Here is a 12786-nt window from a genome sequence, read left to right as displayed (position 1 = left end):
TCAGGACGCCTTTCCTTCCAGGTTCGTGCTTCCCTCCATGGAGCCGATCTGCCGCAGCTTCGCCTCCAGGGCCATCCGGTCGATGGATTGGAGCGGAAGGGCGAGGAATGCCGTGATGCGGTTCTTCAGGAAGCGGGCAGCCCGAGCGAAGGCACGCTGCACCTCTGCTTCCGTTCCAACAGCGGATGCCGGATCCTCGACGCCCCAATGGGCGGTTACCGGATGGCCGATCCAGACCGGGCATGCTTCGCCGGCCGCGCTGTCGCAGACCGTGAAGATGAAATCCATTTCGGGAGCGCCAGGTTCGGCGAAGACGTCCCAGCTCTTCGACGAATACCCTTCCGCCGGATAACCTAGAACGGCCAGTTCCTTCAGCGCATGCGGGTTTACCTCTCCCTTCGGCTGGCTTCCGGCAGAGAATGCCCTGAAGCGCCCACGACCTTCCTTGTTCAGGATGGCTTCGGCGAGGATGGAGCGGGCGGAATTGCCCGTGCAGAGGAACAGAACATTGTAGAGGCGGTCCGACATGACTTTGCCCTCGGTAAAGGTGGATGACAGACATCTGGTTTCCGGCTCAGCACTGGCAGCCGGATGACTTCATGAGCTCACGACGTGGCTTGAAAGGGCGTTCTGCAGGAGGCCGCCTGAACGGCTGGGGCGCATATTTCCGGATGCCCGGCACAGCAATCCTCCATCAGGAAGCGAACCAGGTCTCCGAGCATCCCGATATTCGCGCGGTAGATCATCGACCGGGACTCCCTTCGCTGGGACACCAGCCCTGCATGTTCGAGTTCCTTGAGGTGGAAAGAGATGTTGGAGGGCGAGACGCCTGCCTTTTCGGCGAGCAAACCCGCTGCCATGCCGTCCGGCCCCGCGACGACGAGCAATCGCACGATCGAGAGGCGGGTCTCCTGTGAGAGGGCACTGAAGGCCCCAAGAGCCTGCTTCTGATTCAACATTTCTATGATCCTTGAAATATTGAAGAGTAAGTAGCGCAGCCGGATGGAGATTGCAACCGGGCGTGCGGAGAAGTGGTGATCGTTAGGGGCGCCGCAGGCGATGCAGCGATGTACTGCGGAGGGGCCGGCCAGTTGAACTGGTCCGGAGGAGATTGCCGTTAGAGCTTGAACACTCTGACTATAGCTCTGTAGTTACAGATTTTCTTGGTCGTACTCTCCGTCGAAGAATCAAAAGGTGCCGGAGGCTACGATGGCATCCGAAATTCTACTATCCTCGAAGAGATGATATGATGCCTCTCTCGGAAGACGACCTACCCGCTCGGGATCGACAATCAAGAGACGAAATTCGTCCTCGTGCTGGTACTCCATAGCCTTCACGAAGGTTGTTCCTAGCCATATTGCCAAGGGGTCCCGCTGCTCCTTGTGCTGAAACTGCTCTTCTACCAACCAAACTCGATCCTTCGTTCCGTAGGTCACGGAGCGCCCAATCACAGTGTATCCACGGAACTCATCAATCTCCGAGATCAACGCACGCAGGGCTGCCTTGAGGCGCCCGAGATCATAGGTAACGTATGCTCCTAAATCTCCATTGCCCTTCGACCGGAGAACTTCCGCCCGGGTTGAATCGAAATCGCCTCTGGAAAGACATGAGCAGTGGTCGTTCACAGAGTACTCTATGGCCACACTCCTGTCGCGACCCACCAGCTTTACGTTTTCAAGCTTCAAGCCGGCGATACTTCCGTCGGCGACGAAGCCCGAGCGACTGGCGAAGACCTCACGCTGTGTGCTTTCTCCCACATCACCCAGTCTTCCCGCGAGAAGCGCTTCGTCCTTGGGCTTATAAATATACGTGGTGCCGAACCGAAATTGGCCGGCCTTGGCACCCGGAAGATATGCTGGGTCTAGATGTCTAGTTACGGTGTCTGCATCATCCGTTTCGATTTCTGATATCGCTTCAGCGTCTAGGCGCGGGCACTGGATCTCCTGTTGAACCACGACAAGTGGCTGACGTCGAAGGCCTGAGGGAGCCTTCACTCTATCTGGCCCTACCAATGTAAAGCCGGAGGATATTTGGGCGCTTGGCGCAGCAACGAACGGATTTCTTCCCCTGCCGGCAAATAAAGCGGCTAGAGAGACGGATGACTTCAAGGCCTGAGCCCAAGCACTCTCCTTCATGGACACGCCCGTAACGTGTCAAATTTGCATAACGATGATCGCGAATTACTGCCAATAGATTTTTATGTGAGATTATCACGTATTGAACCACACGGATACGGTATTGTGAGGACCAGCATAGCGTCGGGCGACGGTCTTACGGACGGTAGATGCTTTTCGGCGGACAATCCGAAATACATGAACTACTGAGATTGAAGAAAAAGTGGTAGCGGGAGAGGGACTTGAACCCCCGACACGCGGATTATGATTCCGCTGCTCTAACCACCTGAGCTACCCCGCCACACGATGACCGGCCCTTTGTCTTCAGCGTGCTGAAAAGGCGGCTCCGTTCGGATGTGCGGCTTATAAGACCGGTGCGATGGAAGTGTCAAGCGCGGTCTCTCGCGTTTTTGCACGAGGAACGATCCGTGGCCTCAGGCAGCTACGGGCTCTGCAAGCAGCGCCTTGAGCGAAGCCTCGGCTTCCGGCGCACGTTCCGAGCGCTCGATGAAGCCACCGCCCCAGACGCGCGCATCTGCGCCTTGCGCGGAATAGAGGACACAGGCCTGTCCCGGCGCGACGCCAGCCTCCCCTTCGAGGAGATCGACATAGATGCCGCTTTCGTCACTGTGGAGCACGACCGGGGTCGGCGGCCGGCTGGAGCGCACCTTTGCGAAGCAGGAAAAGCCGTTAGCGGCGTCTTCCGCCAGCGTGCCGTCGCCCAGCCAGTTGACGTCGCGCAGATAGACGCGGCGCGTATCCAGCGCTTCCTTCGGGCCAACGATGACGCGGCGGCCGCGGGCATCGAGATAGACCACGTAGAGCGGTTCGCCCGTCGCCACGCCGATGCCGCGGCGCTGGCCGATCGTGTAGTGGAGGATGCCTTCATGCTGCCCGAGCACCCGCCCGTCCATGTGGACGATGTCGCCACCGAGTGCTGCGTTCGGCCGCACCTTGTTGATGACGTCCGTGTAGCGGCCCTGCGGCACGAAGCAGATGTCTTGGCTGTCGGCCTTTTGGGCGACGACGAGACCCATCTCCTCGGCAAGCGCCCTCACCTCCGCCTTCGACATGCCGCCGAGCGGGAAGCGCAGGTAATCGATCTGCTCCTGGGTGGTGGCAAACAGGAACCAGCTCTGGTCGCGATCGGCGTCGATCGGCCGATAAAGGGCGCGGCGGCCGGGATTGCTTGCCGAAGGGTTGGACTGCGAGCGGATATAGTGACCCGTGGCCAGCGCATCCGCGCCGAGCTCTTTCGCCGTCGCCAGAAGGTCCGCGAACTTGACTGTCTGGTTGCAGGCGACGCAGGGGATGGGCGTCTCGCCCATGGCATAGGCTTCGGCAAAGGGATTGATCACGGCATCGCGGAAGCGCTTCTCGTAGTCGAGCACGTAGTGGGGAATGCCAAGCGTCTCGGAAACGCGGCGTGCATCGTCGATGTCCTGGCCGGCACAGCACGAGCCGGCGCGATGGACCGCAGCACCATGGTCGTAGAGCTGCAAAGTGATGCCGAGCACGTCATAGCCCTGCCGCTTCAGAAGACCGGCGACCACCGAGGAATCCACGCCGCCGGACATGGCGACCACGACGCGCGTATCTTCCGGCCTCTTGTCGAAATCCAACGTATTCACGGAACTCTCTCACTCGGTCGCTCGCCTGCGGTGATCGCGGCAAGCAGCAGAACAGGCTCGGAGGGATCGTCCGTCGCGGCCCGGATGGCCCGGATATAGAAAGGAATGCCCCTCCACGCAAGGTCGCACGGCTTGATCAGGATTGCAGCGACCGGGCCTGCGCCCCATCCACCACAGCGGCATCGGCGCCGGAACCGGCTACTCCTTCCGCCCGCACCCTCGGCAGCCCGGACGGGTAATTGCGCTGGATGAAATCAATCAGCTTCTCGCGCACCTCGCAGCGCAGGTCGAAGGCCCTGCCCGCATCAGCGGCCGACACGAGGATGCGCACCTCCATTACGTTCTCCCGGAAGTCGGTGACGGCGATATTTACCACCTGCCCGTCCCACAGCCTGGAACCTCGCGCAATCTCCTCGACCTTTCGCCGGATCTCCTCCACCGGGACGCTGTAGTCGAGATAGATCATCACGGTGCCGATCAGCGCAGCTCCCTCGCGGGTCCAGTTCTGGAACGGCTTTTCGATGAAGTAGCCGAGCGGCAGGATTAGCCGGCGCCAGTCCCACAGGCGAACCACGACATAGGTAGAGGTTATTTCCTCTACCTTGCCCCACTCCCCCTCCACCAGCAGCGCATCGTCGATGCGGATCGGCTGGGTGATGGCGAGCTGGATGCCGGCGAACAGGTTCTTCAGGACGGGCTGGAGGGCAAGACCAAGGACGATACCCGCAACACCCGCGGAGGCGAGCAGGCTGACGCCGTACTGGCGGGCGGCGGGGAAGGTCATGATCACAGCCGACAGGGTCAGCGCGATGATCAGCGTCGCGGCGACCCGCTCCAGTATCCGGGACTGCGTCACATGCTTGCGCGCAAGCAGGTTGTCTTCGGCATCAAGCTTGAACCGTCGAAGGTAGACCGTGGTCCAGATGTGCAACGTCGTCCGCGCCATCCAGCCGACGACGACGATGAAGCAGAGAAGGAGGATATGGCGGAGGGTGCTTTCACCTTCATTGCTGAGTGGCGCGATCACCACGCCAAGCGAGAGCGTCCAGGTGAGGATCGCGAGCCGCAGCGGACGCTTCGTCCGCTGCACCAGAGAGCGCCAGAAAAGGTCGCGCTTCTCCGTAAGCCGTGTGAGGATCCGGGAAATGATATTGTGCAGGAGCCATCCGGCCCCGAAGCTCGCGATGAGGATCAGGATGCTGAGGATAGGATCCGGCAGCCAGCGGATGATGGCGTGGATATATTGTTCCAGACGTGCTTCCATGGCCCCTAGGTTAGGGTGCATTGCAGCAGAGAAAAGACCGGTCGCCACAATTTCACATATACGGCACACTCGCGGCAGCCAGAGAAACGAGGAGAAGGCGGTGAGCGATCCATTCGACCTGCAACGCTTCATCGACGCGCAAAGCAGCGTCTATGGTCAGGTAACGACCGAACTGAGGAATGGCCGCAAGCGGTCGCACTGGATGTGGTTCATCTTCCCGCAGGTGCAGGGGCTGGGATCATCTCCCATGGCGCAACGCTACGCCATCGCCTCACGCTCAGAGGCTGAGGCCTATCTGGAGCACCCCGTGCTCGGTCCACGACTGCTCGAATGCACGCGGCTGATGCTGGATCACGCAGACCGGAGTGCCAACGAGATCCTCGGTTCCCCCGACGACATGAAGTTCAGGAGTTCAATGACGCTGTTTGCCGCCGTCAGTGAAAAGGGCTCGCCATTCGAGCGAGCCCTTCATTCTTTCTACGATGGTGAAGAGGATCCCCTCACCCTCGCCCGCCTCTGATCTCAGGCAGCGTTCTGGATCGCCGAAAGCTGCCAGTCCTGGGCAGGTTTCCGCACGAAGGTCCAGACCTCTACCGTCTCAGTGGCATTATCCGGATCTCCCTGAACGACAGTTCCGGTGTTCCGGTCGCGCATGACGTCGATACTGGAATAGCGCATGGCCACAGTCGCATATTCCTGACCATTCTCGCGCCATGCCTCCGATAGGTCTCCCTGCAGCAGCGTCACGTCGCGAACCTCGTTCTTGAGCCCGCTGGTCGCGTTCTCACCGAGTTCTTCGGCCAGGTAGGACATGGCTTCGGGCGTGGTGATGGCGCGGAGGGCCGCATAGTCTTCCGCCGCATAGGCCGCCTGCACGTCGGCCAGCAGCTTCTCGAACTGGCTGAGGTCACGCTGGGTGATGCCGATCTCGTCGGTCGCATCCGATGCGTGGCGCACCGCTTCCGAAGCCGCGGCTGCACCGCCAGTCAACCCGCCAATCTTGGGGATCTGGAACGAAGGTCTGCCCTGCTGCTGAGGCGCCTCATAAGCGTTGTTCGGGCTGACACCTGCCGGACCGGAGGCTGCAGGCTGCTGCCGCCGTGCGAAGAACCGCATGGCGAGCATCACCAGGCCGCCGATCAGCGCGATCTGCAGCAGCATCCCGAGGAAGCCGGCCGCGCCGCCGAAGCCCGACCCCATCAACATCCCGAATAGGCCACCGAGGAAGAGGCCACCGAGCAGGCCGCCGGCAAGGCCACCGAACAGCCCGCGATTCTGCGGCGCATTCTGCTGGCGCGCGGCGTTCGGCGTCGTCGCATTCTGCTGCGGACGCGGCGCCATGGTCCGATCCACCGGTGCGGCCTGGTTGGGCGCAGTCCGGGTCACGGGAGGCGCACTGAACGTGCGAGTTCCACGGCTGCCAAAGCCTCCGCCACGTCTGGCCTCTGCGAAGTCGACGGCAACCAGTGAAACCGCCATGGCGATCGCCGCGATCGCGAAGACGTGCCTGAAGCGGCGGATGGATGAAAGCATTCTTGTCTCCTCTCGATCCGCAACGTGCGGACATTGTCCAGCATATAGCGACCCCGCCTCCGGAATATAAGTCCTCTGCCTATACATACACGCTGCACTTCGCCACGCCCGTTCGGGAACCAGGGCGTCCTTGCCGCCGTTCCAAATGCAGCAAGGAAAGGAGTCCCGCCATGTCCTATATCCGCTTCCTGACGATGGTGACCGTCTCCACCGCCATCATGTTCGGGCTGATGTACCTGAACGTCTTCAGCTTCGATCATGTCTTCTTCAGCGAGACGCGGCTGTTCATGGCGCTGATCATGGGATCTGTCATGGCCGTTGTGATGCTCTCCTTCATGTTGAACATGTATACCAACATGGCTGCGAACCTTGCGATATACGCCGGCGCGGCCATCCTGTTTGCTGGCTCGCTCTATCTGGTCCGCAGCCAGGACACCGTTGGAGACGTGGCCTGGATGAAGGCGATGATCCCGCACCATTCGATTGCCATCCTCACGAGCGAACGGGCGACCATCACCGATCCGCGAGCCCGGAAGCTCGCAGACGAGATCATCGAGGCCCAACGCCGAGAGATCAGCGAAATGAAGGGACTTATCACCGACCTTGAAAAAGGCGGCTAACGAAAAAGCCCGGTCGGATCTCTCCGGCCGGGCTCCGCACTGGTCCTTGGGAGGACGATCAGTCGACGTTGAATACGAGGGGCTTGGCCTGGCGGATCGCCGGATTGGCGGTCAGCTTGTCGAGCACCTCCTGCTTCACCGGCTCGTCAACGTAGAGAAGCGCGATCGCGTCGCCGCCTTGCTTGTCGCGGCCGAGCTGGAAGTTGGCGATGTTGACGCCGCCTTCCCCGAGCGTCGTGCCCATGAAGCCGATCATGCCGGGCACGTCGGTGTTGGAGATGTAGATCATGTTCGCCCCGACATCCGCATCCATGTTGATGCCCTTGATCTGGATGAAGCGCGGCTTCCCGTCGGAGAAGACGGTACCGGCGATCGAGCGCGTCTGGTTCTCCGTCGTCACCGTCAGCTTGATGTAGCCGTCATAGACGCCGGTCTTGTCGCGCTTGACCTCCGACAGCACGATGCCCTTCTCCTTCACCATGATCGGGGCCGAGACCATGTTGACGTCCGACACCTGGTTGCGGATGAGCCCGGCCAGAAGGGCGCTGGTGAGCGCCTTGGTGTTCATCTCGGCGGTCGAGCCATCGTAGAGGATCTCGATTTCCTTGATCGCGCTTTCCGTGACCTGCCCGACGAAGGCGCCCAGCACGTCGGCGAGCCGGATGAAGGGCTTCAAGATTGGCGCTTCTTCCGCAGTGATCGACGGCATGTTGATGGCGTTCGAAACGGCACCCTTGACGAGGTAGTCCGACATCTGCTCGGCCACCTGCAGGGCGACGTTCTCCTGGGCTTCGGTCGTGGATGCGCCGAGGTGCGGGGTGCAAACGACGTTGGGCAGGCCGAAAAGCGGGCTCTCCGTGGCGGGTTCTACCTCGAAGACATCGAAGCCGGCACCGGCGACGTGGCCCGACTTGATGGCTTCCGCCAGTGCGGCCTCGTCGACCAGCCCCCCACGGGCGCAGTTGATGATGCGCACGCCAGGCTTCGTCTTGGCAAGCGCCTCCTTCGACAGGATGCCGCGCGTCTTGTCGGTCATCGGCACGTGCAGCGTGATGAAGTCCGCCTTGGCAAGCAGTTCGTCGAGCTCGACCTTCGTCACGCCCATTTCCTCCGCGCGCTCGGCGGAGAGGAATGGATCATAGGCGATGACATGCATGCCGAGGCCGATCGCCTTCCTGCAGACGATTCCGCCGATATTGCCGGCACCGATGACGCCGAGCGTCTTGCCGGTGATCTCGACCCCCATGAACTTCGACTTCTCCCACTTGCCGGCCTGGGTAGAAGCATCGGCGGCTGGGATCTGCCGGGCAACGGCGAACATCAGCGCAATGGCGTGCTCGGCCGTGGTGATCGAGTTGCCGAACGGCGTGTTCATCACGATGATGCCGCGCTTGGAAGCCGCCGGAATGTCGACGTTGTCGACGCCAATACCGGCGCGGCCGATCACCTTGAGGTTGGTGGCGGCGGCGATCAGCTTCTCCGTCGCTTTGGTTGCAGAGCGGATGGCGAGGCCGTCGTAGTTGCCGATGATTTCGGCGAGCTTTTCCTTGTCCTTGCCGAGCTTCGGCTGGAAATCGACTTCGACGCCGCGGTCGCGGAAGATCTGGACGGCGGTTTCGGAAAGTTCGTCGGATACGAGAACGCGAGGTGCCATTGTTGGGCTCCTTGAAAGAGGTTCAGTCTCTGGATCGGGATGAGCCGATCCCGCTCGTGCGGGATCGGAAGCACGTCAGGTCAGGCTGCGGACTTCTTCAGTGCCGCCTTCTGGGTCTGGTATGCCCAGGTGAGCCACGGCATCAGGGCTTCCATGTCCGCCGTCTCGATCGTGGCGCCGGCCCAGATACGAAGACCGGATGGCGCGTCGCGATAGGCGCCGATGTCGAGGGCCACGCCCTCTTTCTCCAGCAGCGAGACGATGCCTTTGGCGAAAGCCGCCTGTGCATCGGCATCGAGTGCCACGATCTCGGGATCAACGATCTTCAGGCACACCGACGTATTAGAGCGCGTCTCGTCCTTGACGGCGAGATTGGCGATCCAGCCGTTCTTTGCCACGAAATCGAAGATCACTTTCGCATTGGCATCGGCACGGGCGATGAGAGCCTTCAGCCCGCCAATGGACTTCGCCCAGTTGAGGGCATCGAGATAATCCTCGACGCACAGCATCGACGGCGTATTGATCGTCTCGCCGGTGAAGATGCCTTCGATCAGCTTGCCGCCCTTGGTCATGCGGAAGATCTTCGGCAGCGGCCAGGCCGGTACATAGCTCTCGAGCCGTTCGACAGCCCGCGGCGACAGGATCAGCATGCCGTGGCCGCCCTCCCCGCCCAGCACCTTCTGCCAGGAGAAGGTGACGACGTCGAGCTTGGAGAAGTCCATGTCCTGCGCGAAGGCCGCCGACGTGGCGTCGCAAATGGTCAGGCCCTTGCGGTCCGCCGGAATGAAGTCGGCATTTGGAACACGGACGCCTGAGGTGGTGCCGTTCCAGGTGAAGACGACGTCGCGGTCGAAGTCGACCTCGGCGAGGTTCGGCAGCAGACCGTAGTCGGCCTCGAACTTCCGCACGTCCTTGAGCTTGAGCTGCTTGACGACGTCAGTCACCCAGCCGGCGCCGAAGCTTTCCCAGGCCAGCATGTCGACGCCGCGCTCGCCGAGCAGCGACCAGAGCGCCATCTCGACGGCGCCGGTATCGGAAGCCGGCACGATGCCGATGCGGTAGTCCGCCGGCACGTTGAGGATTTCACGGGTGAGATCAATGGCCTGCTTCAGCTTTGCCTTGCCGATCTTGGCGCGGTGCGAACGACCGAGCGGGGCATCGGAGAGAGCTTTGAGCGACCAGCCAGGACGCTTCGAGCAAGGACCAGAAGAAAAATGAGTATTGTTCGGACGTACGTCCGGCTTTTGTGCGAGATCCGCCATATGGCTATCCTTCCAGATAGAAAGCCTCTCGTTGGGGAGAGGTGTCCCGCCGCCGTGGGTATTCCTTGATCGATTCGTAGTCAAGGGAAGAAATGTCCCGGGACGCCATTCCGGTGGTGCCCGAGGACATGACAAAGGGCCGCGCGGGGAAATCCCGCGCAGCCCTTTGCGATCGGATAGATGAGCGCGTTACTTGTAGACGATCGGCTCCGGCGCCGGTTCATAGGCAACCGGGGTGTCGCAGCCGCCGAAGACGTAGCGGGCGCCCACCCGGGCCTCATGGCTGTAGAAGCCCTTGTCGTATCCGGGACCGCCTCTGTCGAGGTAGCCGAACATGTCGCCGCCCGCGATGTGACGGAAACGGTAACCGACGTCCGCCTTGAGGGCACAGGTGATATCGACGGTGGCACCAGCCATCAGCGCATAGGTGAAGCGCCAGCTCTTCTCGCCGTCGTGATCGCCGCCGTAGCATCCTCCGGGCTGATAGGGATCGTCGCAGATTCGGTTCTTCAACTTGCCCCATTTGACATAGGTGCCGCCGATGCCGGCGCCGACATAAGGCGTGACATAACCGTACGTGCCGAGATCGACATAGGCGTTCGCCATCAGCGAGTAGGCGTGCATGTAGGATCTGTCGGTGGACGAGCAGGCAACGAAGGGATTTCCTGCCCCGTCACCGCAAACCCCGCTCGTGCTGCCGCGGAAATCCGCCGAGGTCAGGTAGTCGAAGGTCACGTCCGTACGCAGGTAGCTGTTGATCTGGTAGCCGACGCCACCGCCGATCAGGAAGCTGTCCTTCAGGGAAGCGGTGTCGAAGTCGTTGAAAAACTCGTTTGAGCCCTGATAGTATTTGGCCCCACGAATCTTGTTGAACGAATAGCCGACATCTCCCCGGAGATACCAGCCACTGGCTTCCTGGACGGTGATCTCAGGCGCGTCCATGAACGGCATCGGTTCGGCAGGTTGGTAAAGGTCGGCGGAGTGGGCAAAACTCGCCGTCAGCAACAGCGCAGCCGCGCCGGGCAGACACCATTTCATAGCTTCATCTCCAAGCTAGCATCGTCATTGCCGGCGACGCCATAACCATCGGGTTGATCCGTGATGGATAATGAAGAGGAAAGGTAAAGACCCGCTTAACTATATCGCTTTACCAAGAATCAAATAGAAAAAGCCGGCGCTGTGGCCGGCCTTTCATTCCAGGGATAGCTGCCAACTTAGGCAGCCGCCGCCCGTACATTGGCTATGACGTCGACCAGTTCATTGACGATCCGTTCGATCTGACTGCGGTCGTCGCCTTCCGCCATGACGCGGATCAACGGTTCGGTGCCGGATGGCCGGATCACGAGCCGTCCCTTGCCTGCGAGCTCTGCTTCGGCATCGGCAATCGCCTGCTGGACGATCATGTCTTCTAGAGGCTTGCCGCCTCCGAAGCGGACATTCTTCAGCAGTTGCGGCACGGGCTCGAAGCGGCGGCACAGTTCGCTGACCGGCAGCCCCGTCCGCTTCACACGAGCGAGAATCTGCAGAGCGGCCACCAATCCGTCGCCAGTCGTGCCGAAATCGGACAGCACGATGTGCCCGGACTGCTCGCCGCCGAGGTTGAAGTTGTGCGCACGCATGTGCTCGACGACATAGCGGTCGCCAACCTTCGTACGCGCCAGCCCGAGCCCCTTGGAGGTGAGGTAGCGCTCCAGCCCGAGGTTCGACATGACGGTTGCGACAATCCCGCCGCCCTGGAGACGATCCTCGGCCAGCCAACTTTCGGCGATGACTGCCATCAGCTGGTCCCCGTCGACCACCTCGCCCAGTTCGTCGACGATGATGACGCGGTCGGCGTCACCATCGAGCGCGATGCCGATGTCGGCGCGAACCTCGTGGACCTTCTTCTGCAGCGCGCCGGGGCTCGTGGAGCCGCAGTCTAGATTGATGTTCTGGCCGTCCGGCTCGTTGCCAATGGTTACCACGTCGGCGCCGAGTTCCCAGAGGACGGCGGGCGCAACCTTGTAGGCAGCGCCGTTCGCACAGTCTATGGCGACCCGGAGCCCCTGCAGTGTGGCATCGCGCGGCAGCGTCCGCTTCGCATGCTCGACGTAACGGTCGTGGACGCCGTCGACGCGCTTCGCGCGGCCGATGTCGCCGGCCTTTGCCAACTGCCCGCCAAGGTCCTGCTCGATCAGATCCTCGATCTGCATCTCGAGCTCGTCCGAAAGCTTGTAGCCGTCCGGACCGAAGAGCTTGATGCCGTTGTCCTGGTAAGGGTTGTGCGAGGCGGAGATCATTACCCCTACATCGGCGCGCAGCGATCGAGTCAACATCGCCACTGCAGGTGTCGGGATCGGCCCAAGGATGAAGGCGTCAAGACCAGCGGCGGTAAAGCCTGCGACCATGGCGTTCTCGAGCATGTAGCCCGAAAGCCTGGTGTCCTTGCCGATCACCACGCGGTGACGATGGCTGCCATTGCGGAAGATCTTCCCGACTGCGATCCCGACGCGCATCGCCAGGTCCGGGGTCATCGGAAATGCGTTAGAATGCCCTCGGATTCCGTCGGTGCCAAAATAGCGGCGTGTCATGCATGCTCCTTCGTGCCGCGCCTCCATGGCGCGCTTCGCGGCATCTGCCGCGGCCAAACGGGCTCATCCGTCCCTCAGGGGCTGCGGTCATGCCATATTTCACAGGTCCTGACACATAAAATAGCGTCAAAGACCATT

The 12786-nt window shown here is 61.3% G+C and carries 12 protein-coding genes and 1 tRNA gene; 2 read left to right on the top strand and 11 right to left on the bottom strand.

The window, feature by feature from the left end; genetic code table 11:
• From ACEPP2_RS14590 to ACEPP2_RS14565, 6 genes are all read right to left on the bottom strand, one after another.
• Positions 1–528 carry an arsenate reductase ArsC gene (locus ACEPP2_RS14590; protein ID WP_395517005.1) on the bottom strand — a complete coding sequence of 176 codons (528 nt, stop codon included), beginning with the start codon at positions 526–528 and terminating at the stop codon, positions 1–3.
• Positions 529–605: 77 nt separating this feature from the next.
• Entirely contained in the window at positions 606–956 is a 351-nt protein-coding gene (locus ACEPP2_RS14585) for an ArsR/SmtB family transcription factor (RefSeq protein ID WP_395517080.1), read from the bottom strand.
• Positions 957–1187: 231 nt separating this feature from the next.
• Entirely contained in the window at positions 1188–2135 is a 948-nt protein-coding gene (locus ACEPP2_RS14580; protein ID WP_395517004.1) for a DUF2971 domain-containing protein, read from the bottom strand.
• Positions 2136–2338: 203 nt separating this feature from the next.
• Positions 2339–2415: transfer RNA gene (locus ACEPP2_RS14575), tRNA-Met, on the bottom strand.
• 133 nt (positions 2416–2548) lie between these two features.
• Positions 2549–3745 (bottom strand): tRNA 2-thiouridine(34) synthase MnmA, encoded by a 1197-nt coding sequence (mnmA, locus tag ACEPP2_RS14570; protein WP_281976587.1) that lies wholly within the window; start codon positions 3743–3745, stop codon positions 2549–2551.
• Positions 3746–3881: 136 nt separating this feature from the next.
• Complete coding sequence (locus ACEPP2_RS14565; protein WP_077549571.1) at positions 3882–5009, bottom strand: mechanosensitive ion channel family protein; 1128 nt, start codon at positions 5007–5009, stop codon at positions 3882–3884.
• Positions 5010–5109: 100 nt separating this feature from the next.
• Between ACEPP2_RS14565 and ACEPP2_RS14560 the strand changes: the two genes are divergently transcribed.
• Positions 5110–5529 (top strand): DUF1810 domain-containing protein, encoded by a 420-nt coding sequence (locus ACEPP2_RS14560; protein WP_395517003.1) that lies wholly within the window; start codon positions 5110–5112, stop codon positions 5527–5529.
• 2 nt (positions 5530–5531) lie between these two features.
• Here the strand turns inward: ACEPP2_RS14560 and ACEPP2_RS14555 are convergent, their stop codons facing one another.
• Positions 5532–6542, bottom strand: a complete 1011-nt coding sequence (locus ACEPP2_RS14555; protein ID WP_395517002.1) for a TIM44-like domain-containing protein — start codon at positions 6540–6542, stop codon at positions 5532–5534.
• Positions 6543–6712: 170 nt separating this feature from the next.
• On the opposite strand from ACEPP2_RS14555, the gene ACEPP2_RS14550 reads away from it, so the two are divergent.
• A complete protein-coding gene (locus tag ACEPP2_RS14550; protein ID WP_395517001.1) occupies positions 6713–7162 on the top strand; it encodes a DUF305 domain-containing protein in 450 nt (149 codons plus the stop codon).
• 58 nt (positions 7163–7220) lie between these two features.
• On the opposite strand, the gene serA is transcribed toward ACEPP2_RS14550, so the two are convergent.
• The 4 genes from serA to glmM all read right to left on the bottom strand — a co-directional run bounded on the left by serA (position 7221) and on the right by glmM (position 12648).
• Positions 7221–8816, bottom strand: a complete 1596-nt coding sequence (serA, locus tag ACEPP2_RS14545) for a phosphoglycerate dehydrogenase (protein ID WP_395517000.1) — start codon at positions 8814–8816, stop codon at positions 7221–7223.
• A gap of 80 nt (positions 8817–8896) precedes the next feature.
• On the bottom strand, positions 8897–10078 hold the full coding sequence (locus ACEPP2_RS14540; protein WP_395516999.1) for a phosphoserine transaminase: 1182 nt from the start codon (positions 10076–10078) through the stop codon (positions 8897–8899).
• Positions 10079–10267: 189 nt separating this feature from the next.
• Complete coding sequence (locus ACEPP2_RS14535) at positions 10268–11116, bottom strand: outer membrane protein (RefSeq protein ID WP_395516998.1); 849 nt, start codon at positions 11114–11116, stop codon at positions 10268–10270.
• Between the two features lie 176 nt (positions 11117–11292).
• Positions 11293–12648 carry a phosphoglucosamine mutase gene (glmM, locus tag ACEPP2_RS14530; RefSeq protein WP_395516997.1) on the bottom strand — a complete coding sequence of 452 codons (1356 nt, stop codon included), beginning with the start codon at positions 12646–12648 and terminating at the stop codon, positions 11293–11295.
• Positions 12649–12786: the final 138 nt, after the last annotated feature.

Source organism: Pseudorhizobium flavum, from assembly GCF_044142885.1.
In the GTDB taxonomy this organism is placed as follows: Bacteria; Pseudomonadota; Alphaproteobacteria; order Rhizobiales; family Rhizobiaceae; genus Neorhizobium; species Neorhizobium flavum.
The sequence above is the reverse complement of the archived record's forward strand: the minus strand, read 5'-3'. Positions and strand labels throughout refer to the sequence as shown.